Origin of the sequence: Cystobacter fuscus, assembly GCF_002305875.1 — a bacterium.
Taxonomy (GTDB): domain Bacteria; phylum Myxococcota; class Myxococcia; order Myxococcales; family Myxococcaceae; genus Cystobacter; species Cystobacter fuscus_A.
Genome location: NZ_CP022098.1, coordinates 10,146,314 through 10,167,314 on the forward strand (window position 1 = coordinate 10,146,314; position 21,001 = coordinate 10,167,314).

The window sequence follows — 21,001 nt, forward strand, 5'->3', positions numbered from 1 at the left end:
GAGTTGGGAGCGATGAATTTCATGAGCTGGAAGCAAGGGGTCATCGGAGGCGCGGGTCTGGTGCTGGGAGCGTGCGCGTCGCAGCAGGTGCCAGTGAAGCAGTACTCCCTGGCGGGAGGGCGCGCGGAGTACCGCGACTACGCGGGAGAGCGGGCCAACATCTGTGACTCGGAGCCGCGCTGGTTGATGGACGAGCTGAGCAGCATGAATGGTCTGCTGGCGCGCTTCGTGTCCTCGACGGAGCAGGCGAACACGCCGGGGGCGGCGGAGCAGGCGCAGCAGATGGCGCTGCTCAAGGAGGCCGCGGGCTCGCTGGGCAAGGTGCTCGACGTGCACCAGTCCAACCTCAAGGCGTTGCAGGGCTGCGGCTTCGCGCGCTCGGGGGCGTTCCCGGAGCTGGGCCGGCGGGGACTGGAGCTGGTGGAGATGTCCCGCGCGCGGCTGGCCGAGGGCAACGCGGCGAAGAAGGTCGAGGCGGCCCAGCTCAAGTGGACGGAGGAGGCGCCCCAGCGCGAGCAGACGGCGCGGCAGACGTGGTGCGCGAAGGAGCCCGAGGTGGGCAGCACGGATCTCTTCTACGCGCGCCGGTTCGCCGATGGCCGCACCGAGTGGCTCTTCTGCGATGGCCACCGCGTCCAGGCCTCCTCGGCGAGCGCGGAGCCCACGCTGGTGTCGCCCGAGGGACTGAGCGCGAAGGATCGTCGCAAGGTGAAGCCGGCGCGCTACCTCGACGCGGCGCGGAGCTACCCCGCGGAGGAGATCGACAAGCAGCCCACCGAGTCGGGAGCTCCGGCCCCCGCCCAGGGCGCGGCCACCAGCGGCCAGTGAGCGGAGCGGGCCATCGGGGCTCCCACCGCATGGGAGCGGGGCGCTAGCATCCGCGCCCATGATTCGTTCCGCCACCGCCGAGGACGTCCCCGTCATCGCCCGGCTCATCCGGGCCCTGGCCGAGTACGAGAAGCTCTCCCACCAGGCCGTCCTCCGGGAGGAGGATCTGAAGCAGCACCTGTTTGGCGAGCGGCCCCATGCCGAGGTCGTCCTCGCCGAGGAGGCGGGCACGGTGGTGGGCTTCGCCCTCTTCTTCCACACCTACTCCACCTTCCTCGCCCGGCCGAGCCTGTACCTGGAGGACCTCTTCGTGCTGCCCGAGCACCGGGGCGGAGGCCATGGCAAGGCGCTGCTGTCGCACCTGGCGCGGCTCGCCGTCGAGCGGGGCTGCGGGCGCTTCGAGTGGTCCGTGCTGGACTGGAACGCGCCCGCCATCGCCTTCTACGAGTCGTTCGGCGCCGTGCCCCTGAAGGACTGGACCGTCTTCCGGCTCACGGGGGAGGCCCTGACGCGGCTGGCGGGAAGCACGTAGGCTCGGCCACCCACCTGGCGACGAGGCTCTCCCGGCCGCCCCATCTGCGCGCGAGCAAGAGGACGTAACATGGGACGGGGAAGAAAGGCGCATGCAGCCCATGGATGACAACGAGCGCCGCACGGTGAGGACCGACGATCGCCGCACGGTGAGGACCGAGAACCACCGCACGCAGGCGCTCGGCACGGAGGAGGCGCCCCCACCCCAGGCCCAAGCCCCCGAGGCCGCCGCTCCGGCCACGCTGGGCCGGGGCACGGCCCTGGATCGCTACGTGGTGCTCGAGCCCCTGGGCCAGGGGGGCATGGGGATGGTGTATGCCGCCTATGACTCGGTGCTGGACCGCAAGGTGGCACTCAAGCTGCTGCCTCCCGGGGACGTGGACGGGGATACCGAGATGACCTCGGGGCGGGCCCGGCTGCTGCGCGAGGCGCAGGCGATGGCCCGGCTCTCCCACCCCAACGTGGTGGCCGTCTACGACGTGCACCAGCACGGCCTCCAGGTCTTCATGGCCATGGAGCTGGTGGAGGGGCAGACGCTGCTGCAGTGGCAGCGGCAGCAGAAGCGCGGGTGGAGGGAGATCCTCGCCGCCTTCCTGTCCGCGGGCCGGGGCCTGGCCGCCGCGCACGCCGCGGGGCTCGTCCACCGCGACTTCAAGCCCACCAACGTCCTGGTGGGCAAGGACGGCCGCGTGCGGGTGACGGACTTCGGGCTGGCACGCACGCACAACGCGCCCCCGGACGAGCCCTCCGAGCCCGAGCCCTCCACGGGCGCGCGGGACACCGGCCCGGTCAAGGCGCACAGCATGCTGGAGCTGGAGCTGACGCAGCGAGGCGCGGTGCTCGGGACGCCGGCGTACATGGCCCCCGAGCAGTTCCGCGGCGCCGCGGCGGACGCGCGCAGCGATCAGTTCTCCTTCGCCGTGTCGCTGTGGGAAGCGCTGTACGGGGAGCGTCCCTTCGAGGGAACCACCACGGGCGAGCGCCGCCAGAACGTGCTGGACGGGCGCATCCGCACGCCCCCCGCCTACTCGGACGTACCCCCGTGGGTGACGCGGGCCCTGTTGCGTGCCCTGAACACCGAGCCCGCGGCGCGCTACCCGTCGCTGGATGCGCTGCTGGCCCTGCTGGAGCGGGATCCCGCCCAGGTGCGCCGCCGCCGGCTGTCCGCCGCCGCCCTGCTGCTGCTCGTCGTGGGCTCGGGGACGCTCGCCTGGTTCTCCTGGCACCAGCGCCAGGCGAGCCTGTGCACCGGCGCCGCGGAGCGCCTGCGCGGCGTCTGGGATGTGCCCCGGCAGAAGGCCATCGAGAAGGCGTTCCTCGCCACCCAGCGCTCCTACGCCCACGACACGTGGCAGCGGGTGCACGACGCGCTCGACCTGTACACCACCGCGTGGCGGAACATGCACCAGGGCACGTGCGAGGCCACGCGCCTGCGAGGCGAGCAGTCCGAGGCCGTCCTGTCGCTGCGCATGGCCTGCCTGGACAACCGGCTGCAGGACGTGGCCGCGCTCACCGAGGTCTTCACCGAAGCCGACGCCACGGTGGTGGAGAAGGCCATCTCCGCCACCAGCGCGCTGCGCGGGCTCGAGGGGTGCGCGGACGTGGAGGCGCTCATGGCCGAGGTGACGCCTCCGGAGGATCAAGCCACGCGCCAGTCCGTGGACACCGCGCGCGCCCAGCTCGCCCGCGTCAAGGCGCTCACCGAGGCGGGCAGGTTCAAGAACGCCCAACTGCTGGCCAAGAACGTGGCCGAGAAGGCGGCGGGCTTGCACTACCCTCCCCTGTACGCCGAGGCCCTCTTCATGCAGGCCTGGACGCAGCTCATCGCCGGGGAGAACCAGGGCGTGCCCGCGCTGCTCCAACGCGCGCTGTGGCTCGCGCACGCCTCGCGCAATGATCGGATCGCGGCGGCCGCCTGCGTGCGGCTGATGGGCTACCACAGCGCGCACGGTCCCCCCGAGGAGGCGCGGCACTGGGAGCAGTTCGCCCAGGCGGCGCTCGATCGGCTGGGAGAGAATGGCGAGCTGCGCGCCATCTTCCACAACAACCGGGGACTGGCGCTCTACCAGCAGGGCAACTTCGCCGAGGCCTACGAGGCCTTCGACAAGGCCTTCGCGCTGGCCGAGCACAACCTGGGCGCGGCCAACGCCATGACGCTGCGCTACGCCACCAACTCGGTGGCCGCGCTGGGCAACCTGGACCGCATCGACGAGACCCAGCGGGCCTTCGAGATGCTCGTGCACCTGGGCGAGACGAACCTCGGCCCCCTGCACCCCTTCCTCAGCCAACCCCTGTCCAACCTGTCCAACTTCTACGCCTTCCAGGGGCGCTTCGCCGACGCGCGCCGGCTGCTCGACAGGGTGCGGGTCATCGGCCAGCAGGCCTATGGCGCGCGCTCGGAGGAGTGGGCCCAGTTCCACATCGCCTACGGAGACCTCGAGGCCGCCGAGGGCCATGACACCGAGGCGCTCGGGCACTACGAGGAGGCGGCGCACCTGTTCCGCGAGCTCACGGGCGCCGAGAGCCTGGAGCTGCTGCAGGCCCTGGTGAAGGAAGCGGATGCCCGGACGGAGCTCGGACAGCTCGCGCCGGCCCAGCGCACCTACCAGCAGGTGCTGGAGCTCACGAAGAAGGACCCGCGCCAGTACGCCCAGGTGCATACCCAGGCGCTCGCCGGACTCGCGGACCTGAACGACGCGCGCGGCCAGCACGAGCAGGCGCTCCACCTGCGGCAGCAGGCACTGGAGCTGCGCGAGCGCGACCTGGGCCCCGAGCACATCAACACGGCACTCATGCGCGTGGCCATCGCCAGCAGCTACCTGGAGCTGGGAGAGCCCGAGCGCGCACTGGCGCTCTACGACAAGGAGCAGGCCTTCTTCGAGAAGACGTTGAGCGCGGACTCGCCCTCGGGCGTGCTGCCGCTGGCGGGCAAGGGCGAGGCCCTGCAGCAACTGGGCAGGGCCGCCGAGGCCCTTCCGCTGCTCGAGCGCGTGCTGAACATCATCGAGTCCCATCCCATGCGCCCGGCGTACACCGCCGCCGTGCAGGCCGCCCTCGCGCGCTCGCTCTGGGACACCCGGCAGCAGCCGGAGCGCGCCTGGAAGCTCGCCATGGCCGCCCATGCCACCTACTCCCGCTCACCCATCCGCCACGCGAACGAGCTGGCCCGGCTGGACAAACTGCTGCGGCGGCACGCCCCCCGGGAGTCCCCCCCCTCTGGCTCGCTCGCCCAGCCCGGCCCTCACTGAAGCCCCTTGAAGAAGCCCCTTGAAACACCTCGGGAGGACGGCGACCCACCGCCCTCCCGGGCTCCTCGCGACTACAGCCCGCGCGGATCGTAGTACTCGGCCGAGGCCTGGTCGTGGTTGCTGGCTCCGCCCACCGCGAGCACCGTGCCGTCGCGCAGCAGCGTGGCCGTGTGCCGGTAGCGATCCACGTTCATCCTGGACGTCACCGACCACGTGCCCGTCGCCGGGTTGTAGCGCTCGGAGGCGTACTGGATGCCCAGGAACTGGTGGTAGCCGCCGGCCACCAGCACCTCGCCATTGTCGAGCAGCGTGGCCGTGTGCCAGCGGCGCGGCGACTTCATGCCGCCGGTGGGCAACCACGCGCGCGTGGCCGGGTCATACAGCTCCGCCGAAGCGCTCAGGGCGATGTCGATGCCCGCCCCACCCACCACCAGCACCCTGCCATTGGGCAGCAGGGTGGCCGAGTGCCAGGCTCGGCCCGTGCTCAGACTGCCCGCGCTCGTCCACGTGCCCGTTGCCGGATCATAGAGCTCGGCGCTGGAGAGCAGCGCGTCGTCCTCCACGTTGTCATCCGGCTGCTCGCTGCCTCCCGTCACCAGCACCTTGCCATCGGGCAGCAGGGTCATGGTGTGGAAGCCACGCGCCTGGGCGAGGCTGCCCGTGGCGGACCACACGCCGGTGGCCGGGTCATACAGCTCCGCCGAGCTCAGCGCGGGACCGCGTGACTCCGAGCCGAAGCCACCGGCCACGAGCACCCGGCCATCATTGAGCAACACGGCGGCATGGTAGAAGCGCCGCTCGGTGAGCGCGCCAGTGGCCAGCCACCTGCCCGACGCGGGCACGTAGAGTTCGGCGGAGGGCTTGCTGGTGGAGCCGGTGCCCCCCGCCATGAGCACGCGGCCATCGCGCAGCCGGGTGGCGGTGTGGCCACGGTGAGCGCTCTGGGTGCTCCCCGTGGGGGACCATGTCTTGGTGTACGGGTCATACAGCTCGGCGGTGGAGTTGAAGCCACCGGCCGCCAGCACCCGGCCATCCTCCAGCAGGGTCGCGGAGTGGGACAGGCGAGGCAGCGCCATGCTGCCCGTGGGAATCCACCCGCCCTGGGGGACCTCCTCGCACGCGGGGCTCGGCACCACCGTGATGGTCCGCATCACCGTGCTGGTGAGGCCCACCGAGTCCGTCGCCGTGTACGTGAGGGGGTAGGTGCCCGGCACCCGGGTGTTGACCGTTCCCGAGCGCGTCACCTGCCGCCCACCCGAGCACTCGTCGTAGGCCATGTAGCCCTGCTCCACGAAGTTCTCGCCACACGGCAAGGTGACGGAGGTGGAGCCGAAGAGGCTGAGCATCGGGCGCCGGGTATCGACCACCGTCGCGGTGTACGAGCAGGAGAACTCGTTGCGGGAGGGATCCCGCGCGGTGTACGTCCGCCGGGTGGTGCCCAGCGGATAGAAGTTGTTGGACGGTCCGAGGACATCGGCGATGCCGCAGTTGTCCTGGGTGGACTGGGGCGGATACACCCCGAAGAGGCCTCCGCTGTAGCACTCGGCCGTGAAGTCCTCGGGGCACTCCATGGTCGGCGGAGTGGTGTCCACGGCGGAGACCGTGGCCGTGCAGTTCGAGCTCAGGCCCGCGGTGTCCGTGCAGGTGAGCGTCACGTGCGTGGTGCCCGGACCGAAGCTGACGAGGCTCTGCGTGCACTCCTTCAGGTTGCCATCCGGGTCATACGAGCCCGCATCCACCGAGCCGCTCGCGCCGCAGGTGGGACCCACCGCCAGCGTCAGGTCCCTGCACTGCGCCACCGGAGGACGGTTGGCGGGGACGACGGTACGGCACGAGGCGCTACAGGTGCCCGAGCCGTTGGCGGCCCCCGTGTCACACTGCTCGCCCGGATCCACCACGCCATCGCCACACCAGTGCGTGCGGCACACCGACGAGCACGGCGTGCCCGGCACACCATTCTGCGCGCCCGTGTCGCACTGCTCGGGGTACTGCACCACCCCGTCCCCGCAGCGCACCGGCGCCGCTCCGCGCACCAGCACGTACGGCACGCCGTGCGAGCCATCCGCGAAGTCCCGGGAGCCCGGCCAGCGCGCCCGGGAGGCGTCATCCCGCGCGATGACGAGCGGGGTGAAGTTCGCCTCCGGGTAGGAGACGAACGCCTCGTGCACCGAGCAGCCCCAGTTGGACAGCACGCTGTCCGTCAAACCATTGAGGGCCTCGTGCGAGGCGACGATGTGCGCGTCGTTGTAGCAACCCACGCCCGTCACCACGAACGAGCCGAAGGGATCGAGCACCGGGACCGGGACGGGGACGATGGGCAGCGGGTCCGGCGTCTTGGGCGGCTCCACGTGGTAGTAGCAGCTCAGGCTGATGTACATGCCCGTCTTGCCCGGCTGGGCGGCGGCGAACTTCACGGCGTTGAGGGTGACCTGATCGTCCGCCTTGCCGTGGTAGACGGGATCCGTGCCCACGACGATGACGTTGCCGTCGACCACCGGGCCCCAGAGGTGCTTGGTGCTCTCGGCGGCCGCCATGCGGCCCACGTCCGTCTTGCAGGAAGGGTCTCCCAGGATGAGGGCGCGGTAGGAGGCGAAGTCCGCGGAGCCCAGGGTCTTCCAGCGCGCACCGTCGACGACCTCCACCTGATAGCCCAGCGCCCGGGCCTTCCGCTCCTCGACGCTGTCGCCCGCCCGGAGGATCTCCACCGTGTCGCGCAGGATGAGCACCTTGTCGCCGCTGACCAGTCCCTGGGGCCGGGTGCTCGCTCGCGGGGAGACCGCGCCCGGCCCGGACACCGGCGGCTCGCCGTCCAGTTCCGACAGCGACTCGCCACCACAGGCCGCGAGCACCAGCACGCACGCGACCATCCACGCGCGCAGCGGGATGCCGCGACACCTCTCCAGGTGAAGCTCGGATTGCATTGATAGAACTCCGTCTCGAAGCATCGCGCACGAGGCCACACGCCGCCTGGCGGCCATCGCGCTCGTCACGACCGCTGTGCCCCGACGGAGAGGGCACGCGATTATTCATTCAACGCGCGGAAAACCCGCGAGCAGCCCCCCCAACCCGTCAGGCCACGGGGCCCCGGGCCGAGCGCAGGGCGTCGATCAGCTCCCGCGCCGAGGCCGGATGGCCCTGCCCCTGCGGGGTGAAGAAGATGCCCACCGGCATCCCCTCCTGCTCCAGTTGGGGCAGCACGCTCTCGAGCAGCTCCTGCAACGGGATGGCGCGCGGCTTGAAGCCGGACCACAACCGCGTGGCACACAGCTCGGCGAACTCGGGTGCCGGCCAGAGGGGCAGCACGTCCCGTCCGGCATCGTCGAGCGCGAGTGCCCATCCCTCACCATCCAGGCCCCACACCTCTCCCGACTCCGTCACGCGCTGAAGGAAGTACGCGTAGCGCCGTGCGGCGGGCAACCGCAGCACGGCTTCGATTCGTTCCTGATTCTGCTCACGTTCCATCCGAACTCCCCGTGATCGAAGGATTTGCGATGGGTCCGACATGCGCCGCCTCCTGTCGGGCCCGCTCCAAGAGCGAGACGCCCTCCTCGGCCATTGCTCCGAGGATGCACTCCTGCTCGCGCGGCTCGAGCCCGGGGATGCAGCGCACGCCCGTTCCCGGCTGCCTGGCCAGCTCGCTCGGCAACGGGGTGTTGGGCGAAAGCTCACGCGCCCAGGGGTCCACCAGGTCCCCGGCTTCCAGCAGCCGGACACCACGGGACAGCCCGGAGACTCCACCACCAAGGACGATGACGCGCATGGGAGGCACAGGAAAGCCATCCCCGTTCTATCGCGGTGGGGCTGGTGAGGCGAAGGCCCCCCTCCCGTTCCAAGTTGGAAAATACGGAAGTTGGGCCTCCCGGAAGGCTGGGGCACAATGGCCGCCATGGAGCAGCAGGCCCTCTCGCTGGATGTGCGGCAACTGGAGAAATTGAGTGTGCTGCAGGACGAGGACGCCCCCAACCTGGTGGCGGAGATGGCCCAGGGCTACCTCGCCCGTACCCCCGCGAGGCTCTCGCGGCTGCGCGAGCTGCTGGCGGCGGGCAATGCCGGACTGCTCGCGAACGAGGCCCACGGCCTGGCCACGGCCAGCGGGATGTTCGGCATGATGCGGGTGCGCCAGCATTGCAAGGCGCTGGAGAACCTCGCGCGAGGCTCCAGCCTGGAGGGGGCGGAGGGGCTGCTCACCCAGGTGGAGCAGGCCTACGCCGAGGCCCGGCCCCTCCTCATGGCCGAGCTGAAGCTGCGCGACTGAGCGCGCCCGCCTCCGCCGAGCCGGCGGTCCGCGTCGAATATTTCAACGCGGACGTCGACCGCGGGGGTCGTCCACGGCCACTTCGACACACGGCGTCGTGGGTCCATGTGGGCACGGTCCAGCGCCAACGTGCTCTACTGGCGTTCCACCCCAGCAGGAGAACGCCGCAAGCATGCAGCAAACCCCCCAATCGCGAGAACTCGAGGTCCTGGCCGCGGCGCGCTGGCGCGTGGCCGCCGTCCTCACCACGGCCACGCTCGTCTCCTACTTCGGCTTCATCCTGCTGGTGGCCTACAACAAGCCGCTGATGGGCCAGCAGCTCGTGCCGGGGCTGTCGGTGGGCATCCTCCTGGGAGCGCTCGTCATCGTCGCCGCGTGGGCCTTCACGGGCGCCTACGTCTGGTGGGCCAACGGCCGCTACGACAAGACCATCCGCCAACTGCGCCGCTGACCGAGGACTCCGAACTCCATGAATCAGGCAACGACAACGATTGGCCAGGCCAATCCCACCGCCATCATCTTCTTCCTCGCCTTCGTGAGCCTCACGCTGGGCATCACCTACTGGGCGGCGCGCCGCACCAAGACGACCTCGGAATTCTTCGCCGCGGGTGGCGGAGTGAGCGCCGTGCAGAACGGCTTCGCGCTCGCGGGTGACTTCATGAGCGCCGCGAGCTTCCTGGGCATCGCGGGGCTGGTGGCCCTCTCGGGCTTCGATGGCCTCATCTACTCGGTGGGCTGGCTGGTGGGCTGGCCGGTGGTGACGTTCCTCATCGCCGAGCCCCTGCGCAACCTGGGCAAGTACACCTTCGCGGACGTGGTGGCCTACCGGCTCAAGCAGACGCCGGTGCGCCTGGCGGCCGCGGTGGGCACGCTCACCGTGGTGAGCTTCTACCTCATCGCCCAGATGGTGGGCGCCGGCAACCTCATCCGGATGATGTTTGGCCTGTCCTACGAGGCCGCCGTGCTCATCGTGGGCGGGGTGATGATCCTCTACGTGCTCTTCGGCGGGATGATCGCCACCACGTGGGTGCAGATCGTCAAGGCGGTGCTCCTGCTCGCGGGCGCGAGCGCGCTGGCGTTGATGGTGCTCGCGCGCTTCTCCTACAACCCGCTCCTCCTCTTCCAGGAGGCGGTGAAGCAGTACGGGCCGGAGACGCTGGCGCCGGGCAAGCTCGTGTCCAACCCACTGGAGACGATCTCCCTGGGGCTCGCCCTGATGTTCGGCACGGCGGGACTGCCCCACATCCTCATGCGCTTCTACACGGTGCCCGACGCGAAGGCGGCGCGCGGCTCGGTGTTCTACGCGACGGGGCTCATCGGCTACTTCTACCTGGTGACGTTCATCCTCGGCTTCGGCGCCTCGGTGATCGTGGGCCGTGGCACCATCACCCAGGTGGACAAGGGCGGCAACATGGCCGCGACGCTGCTGGCCGAGGCCGTGGGCGGCACGCCGTTCCTGGGCTTCATCTCCGCGGTGGCCTTCGCCACCATCCTCGCGGTGGTGGCCGGGCTGACGCTGTCGGGCGCGGCGGCACTGTCGCATGACCTGTGGACGCACGTGGTGCGCAAGGGCCAGTCACCCGAGCACGAGCAGTTGCGCGTGGCGCGGCTGTCGAGCCTCGGGCTGGGCCTGCTCGCCATCGTGCTGGGCCTGCTCTTCAAGGGGCAGAACGTGGCCTTCATGGTGGGCCTGGCGTTCGCCATCGCCGCGAGCGGCAACTTCCCCGCCCTGCTGTTGTCCATGGCGTGGAAGGGCTTCACCACGCGCGGCGCGGTGGTCAGCATGCTCACCGGCACCCTGAGCGCGGTGGTGCTCATCATCCTGTCGCCCACGGTGCAGGTGGAGATGCTCGGCCGGCCCGAGGCCCTCTTCCCGCTGAAGAACCCGGGACTGGTCACCATGCCCCTGGCCTTCCTGGTGGGCTGGGTCGTGTCGATTCTCTCGCCCGAGCCCGAGGCGGCCGGGCGCTTCGCCGAGGTGCGCCACCGCATGCACATGGGCAAGGAGGAGGACGCCGTGGCGCCCGCGGCTCCGGCGGCGCCCGTGGTCCCCGCGACGCCCCACAACTGACGGACGGAAGGCGCTCCCGCCCGTGAGGAGAAGGGAGCCCGACTCCAAGGGCCCCTTCCCACCGCCGCAGCAGAGGCGACGGTGAGTAATCTTCCGGGGATCTGACTGCCGGGGTTAAGGTGAGCCCCGGCATGATCGCGAAGATCCACATCCAGAATTTCAAGTCGATCCTCGACTACACGCTCGAGCTTGGGCGGATCAACGTCTTCATCGGCGAGAACGGCGCGGGCAAGACCAACATCCTCGAGGCCTTCGCCACGGCGAGCGCGGCTTCGGATGGCGCTCTTGAAATCGAGGACCTCTATACAAGAGGTGTCCGGATCGCCAAACCCTCCATCACCATCAGTTCGTTTCTACAGAAGAAGCCCATCCGGGACATCGCGCTCACGCTTACCGCTGCGGCCCAAACGTCATCCACGGATGAAGAGGTTCCACGGTTGGAGCTTCGGTTATTTCCAGATGCCGGCGACATTGATTCGGGCTGGAGAGTTGACTCATCTAGCAACACCATGACTCTAGAGCTTCCATCCAACAAGGTAGACTTGGATAAGGCTCTGCGAAGCTTTCGCAAGCTTGGCCTCAGCCAGGAATTGGCCGAAGGCGCACTGAAAGAGTTCTTAAAACTAAGACTCAAGCGCCCAAACGCACCCATCCTTCAGAAACAATTAAAGAGTTTCTGCATCTACAATCTAAATCCATTGGCTCTTCGCGGAATCCAGAACACCAGCCGGAGAATCCCGCTGGGCATCAATGGCGAAAATCTCGACGTCTTCCTCGAAGAATTGACCCAGACACAGCGCCGCGAACTCGTGCGCTACAGCAAGTTCATCCCCTGGTTCGACAATCTCCTCATCGACACCCAGGATGAACTGAAGTTCAAGGGGCACAAGCTCGGACGGAGCACCTCCCGGCTCTACTTCCGGGACCGGTTCATGAAGAAGGGCAACAACGTCTTCTCCGCCGAGAACGCGAACGAGGGCATCCTCCACATCCTCTTCTATCTGGCCCTGTTCCTGAGTGACAAGACGCCGCCCATCTTCGCCATCGACAACATCGAGACCGCGCTCAACCCGCAACTCTGCCGCGAGTTGATGAAGTCCCTCGCGGCGATGGCCAAGGCGCACGACAAGCAGGTCCTCATCACCACGCACAATCCCGCCATCCTGGATGGGCTGGATCTGCACGATGACGATCAGCGGCTCATCGTCATCCACCGCAATGATCAGGGGCACACCGTGGGCAAGCGCATCAAACTCAAGCCCCAGGCCAAAGGCGAATCCAAGTACAAGCTCTCGGAGCTGTGGATGCGTGGACACCTCGGCGGGCTCCCCAAGGCGTTCTGAACCTGGCCATGCGGATCGGAATCATCGCGGAGGGCCGGGGCGACCTCGCCGTCATCTCCAATATCTTGAGGGGGCTCGGTATCGACTTCGAGGACATCCAGTTCCTGCGGCCCCAATATGCGCTCGATGAGACGGATCTCCACGCCATGTCGGAGGAGCAATTCAGCAACTGGGGGCTCGTGAAGAAGGAGTGCACCACCGGCTCACTGCTGGAAGAGTTCCTGAACAGCCCCATCGACGAGGAGCGACTGGTCGTCATCCACATCGACACGGCGGAGGCGGGACTTCCCGACTACGATGTCACCCGTCCTCCGGGTTCGACGAAGGACTCCGCCATCGAGTTGCGCAAGCGCGTCGCGGCGAAACTCGACGAGTGGCTATCCAAGCGGAAGTCGGACCAGTTCCACTACGCCATCGCCGTCGAGGAGACCGAGGCGTGGATCCTGACGCTCTATCAGAAGAAGGAGACCTCCACCGCTCGCGACCCCAAGAAGGCGCTCCGGAAGGAGTTGGACCAGCGCCACTCGGACAAGGAGCGCAAGCAGCTCTCCCAGATGAGGGCCTACGAACACCACGACAAGCTGAGCCGGGACTTCCGCAAGCGACGCACGCTGGAGGACTGCGCCACGCGCAATCACAGCCTGCGTCTTTTCCTGGAGTCGCTCGCCGCCAACGAAGAGGACTGACTCGCGCCCTCTCAGCGCTTCGCCGAGGCATCCCCACGCCAGCGAGCGTCCCGCTCGTCAAAGGGTGAACAGGAAGCCGTTTGCCCCATGCTCTTTTCGGAGCACACTGGGGCCATGACCATCGAGACGCTCTCTTCGAAAGAGGTCTACCGGAACCGCTGGATGACCGTGCGCGAGGACGCCATCCGCAGACAGGACGGCACGAGCGGCATCTACGGTGTCGTCGACAAGCCGGACTTCGCGCTCGTCATCCCCTACCAGCACGGCGCGTTCCACCTGGTGGAGCAATACCGCTACCCCGTGAAGGGACGCTACCTGGAGTTCCCCCAGGGCTCCTGGGAGGAGCAGGCGGATGCGCCACCCGAGACCGTCGCCGCGGGCGAGCTCCAGGAAGAAACCGGGCTGGTGGCCGGACGCATGACGTACCTCGGGCACATCTTCAACGCCCCCGGGTACTCGACGCAGGGCATGCACGTCTTCCTCGCCGAGGAGCTGTCTCCGGGCCCCCAGCGCCTGTCCGCCGAGGAGGGCGACCTCCTGGTCACCCGGGTCACCGTCGAGGAATTCGAGGCGCTCGTCCTCGAGGGCCGCATCAAGGATGCATCCAGCATCTCGGCCTACGGCCTGCTGCGCATGAAGAAGCGCCTGCCCTGAGAACACTTCCTCACTTCGCCAGGGCGCGCTCCCACGGTGGGTTGTCGCCGAAATGTTCCGCGAGGAAATCGACGAAGGCGCGCACACGCGGCGGCACCATGCGCCGCTGCGGCATGACCGCGTGGATGCCCGTCTCCGGAAGCGTGTAGCCCGGGAGCACCACCCGCAGCCGCCCCGCGCGCAGGTCGTCCGCGATGTGCCAGATGGAATGAATGGCAATGCCCTCGCCGGCGACGGCGGCATCACGCAGCAGCTCGCCGAAATTGCTCTCCAGGCGTCCTCGCACGCGCACGTCAATGCCACGACCCGAGGCATCGAGCAGGCTCCAGGTGTCCTGCCGGCCCTTCGCGCCGAACAGCAAAAGACAATCATGTGCCGCCAGATCGTCGGGCGAGCGCGGAGTGCCGCGACGGCGAAGATAGGCGGGTGAGGCGCACAGCACGCGTCTGTTGTTCCCGATGCGGCGCGCGACGAGGTTGGAGTCTCCGAGCGCGCCGATGCGAATCGCGAGGTCGAAGCCCTCGCTCACCAGGTCCACGAACTGGTCGCTCAAATGCACGCTCAGACGCACCCGTGGATGCCGCGCCATGAACGCGGGCAGCAACGGCGAGACATGCATGCGCCCGAACGAGGCCGACGTCGCCACGCGCAACGTGCCCGCGACTTCCGCACCCGAGCGGCGCAGGCTGTCTCCCAACGCTTCGAGGTCCTCGACCAACGGGCGCCCCTGCTCGGCGAGCAGCGCTCCTTCCGGCGTGGGATGCAGGCGGCGGGTCGTGCGATGCAGCAGGCGCACACCCAGGTCTCGCTCCAGGCGCTTCAAACGCAGGCTGGCCACCGCGACCGAGAGGTCGAGGCTCCTGGCGGCGGCGCTGATCGATCCCAGGTCCAGCACACGCAGGAACAGGCTGATGTCGGCGACGCGATCCATTCTCAAGATTCTATTGAAACTGAATCCAGGTAGCGGCGGTTTTTGAAAAATATCCGCTTGCCTAGTTTCCCCGCATGACTCCCGCTCCACCCCCCACACGCCTGCCCCTGACGCTCTACGCCCTCACCGTCGGCGCCTTCGGAATCGGCACGACGGAATTCGTGATCATGGGCCTCCTCCAGCAGGTCGCCGACGACCTGCACGTCGGCATCGCCACCGCTGGCCTGCTGATCTCGGGCTACGCGCTCGGGGTCTTCGTCGGCGCACCGCTGCTCACGCTCGCGACCGGCCGCATGCCGCGCAAGGCCGTGCTGGTCGCGCTGATGGGGGTGTTCACGCTCGGCAACCTCGCCTGCGCGCTGGCACCCAACTACACGCTGCTGATGGTCGCACGCGTCGTCACGTCGCTGGCGCATGGCACCTTCTTCGGCGTGGGCTCCGTCGTGGCGACCAGCATGGTGGCGCCGGAACGCAAGGCCTCGGCGATCTCGATCATGTTCACCGGGCTGACCGTCGCGACGCTGCTGGGCGTGCCCGCCGGCGCGCGGCTCGGGCTGGACTTCGGCTGGCGCGCGACATTCTGGGCCGTCACGGCGATCGGCCTCGTCGCCACCGGGGTGATCGCCTTGCTGGTGCCGCACACTCGCAACGACGACGCCACGCCCACGTCTCGCGAGATACTGGGTGTGATCGCGCGTCCGCAGGTGGTGCTCGGGCTCGTGATGACGGTGCTCGGCTTCGCCGGCGTGTTCGCGGTGTTCACCTATATCCAGCCCTTGCTCACGCGGATCTCCGGATTCACGCAAGGCGCGGTGTCGCCCGTCCTGCTCGTGTTCGGCGGTGGCATGATCCTCGGCAACCTGCTCGGCGGACGCCTGGCCGACCACCGTCTGATGCCCGCGGTGTTCGGTACCCTGGCGGCGCTCGCGGGGGTGCTGTTCGCGATGACGTTCGCGCTGCGCGTCCCGATCGCCGCGATCGCCTTCGTTGGCGTGTTCGGTGCCGCGGCCTTCGCGACGGTGGCGCCCCTGCAGATGCGCGTGCTGCGGAAGGCCGAGGGCGCGGGCCAGAGCCTGGCCTCGAGCCTCAACATCGCCGCGTTCAATCTCGGCAACGCGGTCGGCGCGTGGATGGGCGGCGTGGTGATCGACCACGGCCCCGGGCTCGGCGCGGTGACCTGGACGGCCGCGTTGTTGCCCCTCGCGGGCCTCGTGGTGGCGGCCTGGAGCCATGCGCTCGATGCGCGCGAAGGCGGCGCCGCGATTCATGCCACGCCCCTGTCCAACACACCGGGCCGAGCGAACTGATCTTCTCCCACATCCCCATCATCGGAGGCATTCATGGAGTACCGCTTTCTCGGCACGTCTGGTTTGAAGGTCCCCGCGCTCGGTTTCGGCGTCGGCACGTTCGGCGGCAAGGGCCCGTTGTTCAGTGCGTGGGGCAACACCGATGTCGCGCAGGCCACCCGCCTCATCGACATCTGCCTCGACGTCGGCGTGAACCTCTTCGACACCGCGGACGTCTATTCCGATGGTGCATCCGAGTCGATCCTCGGCGCGGCGCTCAAGGGACGGCGAGACCGGGTGCTGCTGTCCACGAAAGTGTCACTGCGCGCGGGCGAGGCGCCCAATGACGTGGGTTCATCCCGGCACCATCTCATCGGCGCGGTCGACAAGGCCTTGCGGCGCCTGGGCACCGACTACATCGACCTGCTGCAACTGCACGCCTTCGATGCGATGACCCCGGTCGAGGAAACGCTGTCGACCCTGGATGGCCTCGTGCGCGCGGGCAAGCTGCGCTACCTCGGTGCGTCGAACTTCTCCGGATGGCAGCTCATGAAGTCGCTCGCGGTCGCCGATCGTCGCGGCTACTCGCGCTATGTCGCCAACCAGGCGTACTACTCGCTGATCGGACGTGACTACGAATGGGAACTGATGCCGCTCGGCATCGACCAGGGAATTGGCGCGGTGGTGTGGAGCCCGCTCGGCTGGGGGCGGCTCACCGGGAAGATCCGCCGGGGTCAGCCCCTGCCCGAGAGCAGCCGGCTGCACGACACCGCCAGCTTCGCGCCTCCGGTCGACGACGAGCGTCTGTATCGCGTCGTCGATGCGCTCGATGCGGTCGCGAAGGAGACGGGAAAGAGCGTGCCGCAGATCGCGTTGAACTGGTTGCTGCGGCGTCCCACGGTGTCCACGGTCCTCATCGGCGCGCGCAACGAGGAACAACTGCGCCAGAACCTCGGTGCGATCGGCTGGACCCTGACGCCCGAGCAGCTCTCTCGGCTCGATGCCGCCAGCGCCGTCACTCCGCCCTATCCCTACTATCCCTACTGGAACGGGCAGTTCGCCGAGCGCAGCCCCATCCCCGTCTGACGGCCCATGACCCTCCAGGCGGGCGAGGGAGCCCTCCCAGGAGCCCTCCTTCCCGCGCGTGGGCGCTACACAGGCCCCGCCGGGCTGTCTACCCTGAGAACCAGGGCAAGAAGGAGTCGAAGCATGGGCGTCCGTACCGAGCATGACGCGCTGGAGCTCATCCACCAGCGGCGGGTCATCACCGAGGTTCCCGCGATGGGAACCACCTCGCTCGTCGAGGCCGTGGCCGGAGGCCCGGTGAGCGGGAGCTGGCGCGCACACGCCAAGGGCCGATTGATGTACCGGCTGGGCCGCATCCTGCGCGCCTCGCACGACGTGCTCTCCGTGCGGCTCGTCGAGGGCAAGGTGGCCTTCGTGGACGCCTCACTGTGGCCCGCGGTGTACCGCGTGGCCATGGAGCCTTCGCGCCGCCGCCGCTCATTGGAGGGCCTGTCCCCCCAGGCCCGCGCCCTGCTCACCGCCGTGGAGCGCGACCGGGAGGTGCGTCTGGACAAGGAAGGCGAATGGACCAAGGCCCGCGAGGCCCTGGAGGAGCGGCTGCTCGTGCACGCCTCCGAGGCCCAGGAGTCCGATGGACGCTACGTCGTCGTCCTGCGCTCCTGGCGCGACTGGGTGTCGCCCACCATCGAGCACGCCGCGAAAACCCTCACCTACGAGGAAGCCCTCGAACGGCTGCGAGGGCACTGCGGCGGAGCCCCCGCGGGACTCGGCGCCTGGGTGCCCTGACGTCCTAGAACATGTCGGGCATCGCCGGAGGCGCTCCGGAGAAGAGCGCCTCGGCCGTGCGCAGGGTGGAGTCATCGGCCTCCAGGACTCCGGCGAGCTGGAGCGCGGCGGGTGACAGGAAGCCACTGTAGAGCGCGGCGAGCGCCCGGACATGGAGCTTCAAGTCCCCCTCCCCGCCAGGGCGCACCTGGGCCTCCCCCTCCTCCACCTCCAGGACGAAGCGGCCCTGGTTCTCCGGGAAGAGGTCGTCCACCACCTCCAGGTGCAGCGCCCCCGAGAGCCCGGGAGGATAGCCCCGGGCCTGGAGCGCGGCGGGCACGTCCAGCACGCGCAGCATCCAGTAGTCGTTCAGCTTCACCTGGTACGACTGCTCTCGCAGCAGGAAGAGGAGCGGACTCACGGGCCCCCCGCGCCAGGTGGCCTCGGCGGCCAGCGAGCGATGGTCTCCGAGGAAGCTCAACAACCGGCGCCCCGCGGCGGGCGTGAGCGCCAGGATGTCGGTGAGGTTCAGCTCCTGCTTGTGGCCAGAGGCCGAGAGGTTGCGGCGCGACAGGAAGAGGTGGCCCTCCACCCCGGAGGCCCCCTCCACCAGGTAGCCATAGGCGCGCTCTCCCCGGGGCTGCCGGACGCGGTTCCAGATGTACGCGCCCCGATCGAGCCACCCCATCTGCTTGCGCGCATGACGCAGATAGACATCGTGGAGGGCGGGCATGTCGTCCGCCTCCACCGGCCGCAGCGCGAGCGTCCGCTCCTGGAAATCGATTCCGGACAGTTGCAGGCGGTGCTCGAAGCACGCGCCCGCCTGCTCGAAGCCCACGCGCCGGTAGAGCGGTTGGGTGGACGGATAGAGACCCGCGAGCACATGGCCCTCGGCGCGCAGTTCCTGGAGGACCTGGCGCATGAGGCGTCCCCCCGAGCCCTGCCCCCGGCGGGCGGGCGCCACCCCCACGCCGGCGACGCCGCCCAGGGACACCCGGCGCCCTCCCCACCACTGCCCCATGGGAATGAGGACGGCCGTCGCGGCCACCGCGCCCCCTTCCCTCAGGAGTCGCAGCCGGGCCCCTCCCTCCTCGATCCGGCGCAGCCAGCCGAGCGTGAAGTCCGGGGTCATGGCGAACGCCTGGGAAAGGATGTCCTCCGCCGAGGCCACTTCCCGCTCATCCCGCGGGGGTCCGAAGTCCGCTACGGCCGCTTCCATGAAAGGTCTCCTGGGGGTCGTGAAGGGGGGTGCAGCCTAGAACACACGCCTCCCGCCCGTCCCCCTGACGAGCAGACACTGTCCGCTGGACAAGGCCCCCCCCATGGTTAAAGGGAGGGACGCTCGCGTCCCGTTCACCGGACGCCCTCGGAGGAACCCCATGTCCGTCGACTCCCAGCGGGAGACCCACCACTTCCAGGCGGAGATCAACCAGCTCCTCAACCTGGTCATCAATTCTCTCTACAGCCACAAGGAGATCTTCCTGCGCGAGCTCGTGTCGAACGCCTCGGACGCGCTCGACAAGCTGCGCTTCCGCTCGGTCACCGAGCCGGAGCTGCTCGGAGGAGAGTCCGCGCTGGAGATCCACATCATTCCGGACGCGGACAAGGGCACGCTGACGCTGGAGGACACCGGCATCGGCATGACGCATGACGAGCTGGTGAAGAACCTGGGCACCATCGCCCACTCCGGCTCGCGCGAGTTCCTGGACATGGTGGCCCAGCGCGGCCAGAAGGACGTCAACCTCATCGGCCAGTTCGGCGTGGGCTTCTACAGCGCCTACCTCGTGGCCGACCGCGTCGAGGTGGTCAGCCGCGCCGCGGGGCAGACCCAGGCCTGGCGCTGGACGTCGGATGCCAAGGGCTCCTTCACCGTGGAGCCCGCCGAGCGCTCGACGCGCGGCACCGCCATCACCCTGCACCTCAAGGAGGAGCAGAAGGAGTTCCTGGGCGAGTGGCGGCTGCGCGAGCTCATCAAGCAGTACTCGGACTACGTGAGCCACCCCATCCACCTGGAGGTGAAGAAGACCACCGGGGAGGGTGACGCCCAGAAGACCGAGACGAAGCGCGAGGTGATCAACAAGGCGAGCGCCCTGTGGCAGCGCGCCAAGAGCGAGATCACCGACGAGCAGTACCAGGAGTTCTACAAGCACCTGTCGCACGACTGGGAGGCGCCGCTCGCGTGGACGCACTTCCGCACCGAGGGCAACCAGGTCTTCACCGGCCTGCTCTTCGTGCCCAAGCACCCGCCGTTCGACCTGAACAGCCAGGAGCAGCGCGGGGTGCGGCTGTTCGTCAAGCGCGTGCTCATCATGGACCGCTGCGAGGAGATGCTGCCGCAGTGGCTGCGCTTCGTGCGCGGCGTGGTGGACTCGGATGACCTGCCGCTCAACGTGTCGCGCGAGCTGCTCCAGGACTCGGCCGTGGTGCAGGGCATCCGCAAGCACGTCACCAAGAAGACGCTGGACATGCTGGAGAAGCTCGCCAAGGACAAGCCCGAGGACTACCGCACGTTCTGGCAGGCCTTTGGCGCCGTGATCAAGGAAGGGCTCGCGGTGGACCAGGAGTACCGCGAGAAGATCGGCTCGCTCTTGCGCTACGAGAGCTCGCGCGAGGAGGGCCTCACCTCGCTGGCCGACTACGTGTCGCGGATGAAGGAGGGCCAGGAGGCCATCTATTACGTCTTCGGCGAGACGCGGAAGGCCGTGGTGGACTCGCCGCACCTCGAGGCGCTCAAGAAGCGCGGCTACGAGGTGCTGTACATGACGGACCCGGTGGACGAGTGGGCCAGCCAGGGCCTCAAGGACTTCCAGGGCAAGCCGCTGGTGTCGGCGATGCACGCGGACCTCAAGCTCAAGGAGACGGACGAGGAGAAGCGCGAGAAGGAGGAGCGCGCCAAGGGCCTGGGGCCGCTCGCCGAGAAGATGAAGGAAGTGCTCAAGGAGCAGGTGCGCGAGGTGCGCGCGTCGGATCGCCTCACCGACTCGCCCTGCTGCCTGGTGGTGCCCGAGGGTGGCTCGCACGCGTTCGTGGAGCGGCTCCTGCGCGAGCGCGGCCGGAGCATTCCGCGCGCCAAGCGCATCCTGGAGGTCAACCCCCAGCACCCCATCATCCAGCACCTGAGCGCCCTGCAGCAGAAGGAGCCCGGCTCGGAGCAGCTCAAGGAGTGGGTGGAGATGCTCTACGATCAGGCGCTGCTCACCGAGGGCAGCAGCGTGGAGGATCCCAACCGCTTCGCCCGGCGCATGACGGCGCTGATGACCCAGTTGGCACAGGGCGGCACCCCTTCCGCCCCGCCCGAGGGCAACCACGCGGCGGCGCCCACCACGAGCACCCAGGCCGCGCCCACCGCGAGCGCCTGAGCCTCCACCCGTAGTAAA

General features: G+C 68.8%; 18 protein-coding genes. 13 read left to right on the plus strand and 5 right to left on the minus strand.

What is annotated here, in order from left to right; all coding sequences use genetic code 11:
• The first annotated feature begins 21 nt into the window (after positions 1-21).
• The 3 genes from CYFUS_RS54155 (at position 22) to CYFUS_RS41030 (ending at position 4,607) form a co-directional block, all read left to right on the plus strand.
• A complete protein-coding gene (locus CYFUS_RS54155; RefSeq protein ID WP_095992529.1) occupies positions 22-828 on the plus strand; it encodes a hypothetical protein in 807 nt (268 codons plus the stop codon).
• A 58-nt stretch (positions 829-886) separates the two neighbouring features.
• Complete coding sequence (locus CYFUS_RS41025) at positions 887-1,360, plus strand: GNAT family N-acetyltransferase (RefSeq protein ID WP_095990157.1); 474 nt, start codon at positions 887-889, stop codon at positions 1,358-1,360.
• A 91-nt stretch (positions 1,361-1,451) separates the two neighbouring features.
• Positions 1,452-4,607 carry a serine/threonine-protein kinase gene (locus CYFUS_RS41030; protein ID WP_095990158.1) on the plus strand — a complete coding sequence of 1,052 codons (3,156 nt, stop codon included), beginning with the start codon at positions 1,452-1,454 and terminating at the stop codon, positions 4,605-4,607.
• 71 nt (positions 4,608-4,678) lie between these two features.
• Here the strand turns inward: CYFUS_RS41030 and CYFUS_RS41035 are convergent, their stop codons facing one another.
• From CYFUS_RS41035 to CYFUS_RS53415, 3 genes are all read right to left on the minus strand, one after another.
• The gene (locus tag CYFUS_RS41035) at positions 4,679-7,528 is read right to left on the minus strand and encodes a kelch repeat-containing protein (RefSeq protein WP_232537098.1); all 2,850 of its coding nucleotides are present in this window, start codon (positions 7,526-7,528) and stop codon (positions 4,679-4,681) included.
• 148 nt (positions 7,529-7,676) lie between these two features.
• Positions 7,677-8,069: a DUF2750 domain-containing protein gene (locus CYFUS_RS41040; protein WP_095990159.1), complete on the minus strand. Its 393-nt coding sequence runs from the start codon at positions 8,067-8,069 to the stop codon at positions 7,677-7,679.
• Complete coding sequence (locus CYFUS_RS53415; RefSeq protein ID WP_232537099.1) at positions 8,059-8,367, minus strand: hypothetical protein; 309 nt, start codon at positions 8,365-8,367, stop codon at positions 8,059-8,061. The genes CYFUS_RS41040 and CYFUS_RS53415 overlap by 11 nt, the downstream gene beginning before the upstream one ends.
• Before the next feature lie 117 nt (positions 8,368-8,484).
• Between CYFUS_RS53415 and CYFUS_RS41050 the strand changes: the two genes are divergently transcribed.
• The 6 genes from CYFUS_RS41050 to CYFUS_RS41075 all read left to right on the plus strand — a co-directional run bounded on the left by CYFUS_RS41050 (position 8,485) and on the right by CYFUS_RS41075 (position 13,616).
• Positions 8,485-8,862, plus strand: a complete 378-nt coding sequence (locus tag CYFUS_RS41050; RefSeq protein ID WP_095990160.1) for an Hpt domain-containing protein — start codon at positions 8,485-8,487, stop codon at positions 8,860-8,862.
• Between the two features lie 172 nt (positions 8,863-9,034).
• On the plus strand, positions 9,035-9,313 hold the full coding sequence (locus tag CYFUS_RS41055; RefSeq protein ID WP_071903575.1) for a DUF485 domain-containing protein: 279 nt from the start codon (positions 9,035-9,037) through the stop codon (positions 9,311-9,313).
• Between the two features lie 18 nt (positions 9,314-9,331).
• Complete coding sequence (locus CYFUS_RS41060) at positions 9,332-10,933, plus strand: sodium:solute symporter family transporter (protein WP_095990161.1); 1,602 nt, start codon at positions 9,332-9,334, stop codon at positions 10,931-10,933.
• A 131-nt stretch (positions 10,934-11,064) separates the two neighbouring features.
• On the plus strand, positions 11,065-12,276 hold the full coding sequence (locus CYFUS_RS41065) for an AAA family ATPase (protein WP_095990162.1): 1,212 nt from the start codon (positions 11,065-11,067) through the stop codon (positions 12,274-12,276).
• 8 nt (positions 12,277-12,284) lie between these two features.
• Entirely contained in the window at positions 12,285-12,962 is a 678-nt protein-coding gene (locus tag CYFUS_RS41070) for a hypothetical protein (RefSeq protein WP_095990163.1), read from the plus strand.
• Between the two features lie 114 nt (positions 12,963-13,076).
• The gene (locus tag CYFUS_RS41075; RefSeq protein WP_095992531.1) at positions 13,077-13,616 is read left to right on the plus strand and encodes an NUDIX domain-containing protein; all 540 of its coding nucleotides are present in this window, start codon (positions 13,077-13,079) and stop codon (positions 13,614-13,616) included.
• A 10-nt stretch (positions 13,617-13,626) separates the two neighbouring features.
• On the opposite strand, the gene CYFUS_RS41080 is transcribed toward CYFUS_RS41075, so the two are convergent.
• Positions 13,627-14,547, minus strand: a complete 921-nt coding sequence (locus CYFUS_RS41080; protein WP_095990164.1) for a LysR family transcriptional regulator — start codon at positions 14,545-14,547, stop codon at positions 13,627-13,629.
• Positions 14,548-14,621: 74 nt separating this feature from the next.
• Here CYFUS_RS41080 and CYFUS_RS41085 point away from each other — a divergent pair, with 74 nt between their 5' ends.
• From CYFUS_RS41085 to CYFUS_RS41095, 3 genes are all read left to right on the plus strand, one after another.
• Positions 14,622-15,854 carry an MFS transporter gene (locus CYFUS_RS41085; RefSeq protein WP_095990165.1) on the plus strand — a complete coding sequence of 411 codons (1,233 nt, stop codon included), beginning with the start codon at positions 14,622-14,624 and terminating at the stop codon, positions 15,852-15,854.
• 33 nt (positions 15,855-15,887) lie between these two features.
• On the plus strand, positions 15,888-16,919 hold the full coding sequence (locus tag CYFUS_RS41090) for an aldo/keto reductase (RefSeq protein ID WP_095990166.1): 1,032 nt from the start codon (positions 15,888-15,890) through the stop codon (positions 16,917-16,919).
• A gap of 123 nt (positions 16,920-17,042) precedes the next feature.
• Positions 17,043-17,645 carry an RNA methyltransferase gene (locus CYFUS_RS41095; RefSeq protein WP_095990167.1) on the plus strand — a complete coding sequence of 201 codons (603 nt, stop codon included), beginning with the start codon at positions 17,043-17,045 and terminating at the stop codon, positions 17,643-17,645.
• Between the two features lie 4 nt (positions 17,646-17,649).
• On the opposite strand, the gene CYFUS_RS41100 is transcribed toward CYFUS_RS41095, so the two are convergent.
• Positions 17,650-18,843, minus strand: a complete 1,194-nt coding sequence (locus CYFUS_RS41100; protein WP_095990168.1) for a GNAT family N-acetyltransferase — start codon at positions 18,841-18,843, stop codon at positions 17,650-17,652.
• 160 nt (positions 18,844-19,003) lie between these two features.
• Between CYFUS_RS41100 and htpG the strand changes: the two genes are divergently transcribed.
• A complete protein-coding gene (gene htpG / locus CYFUS_RS41105; RefSeq protein WP_095990169.1) occupies positions 19,004-20,983 on the plus strand; it encodes a molecular chaperone HtpG in 1,980 nt (659 codons plus the stop codon).
• Positions 20,984-21,001 lie beyond the last annotated feature (18 nt).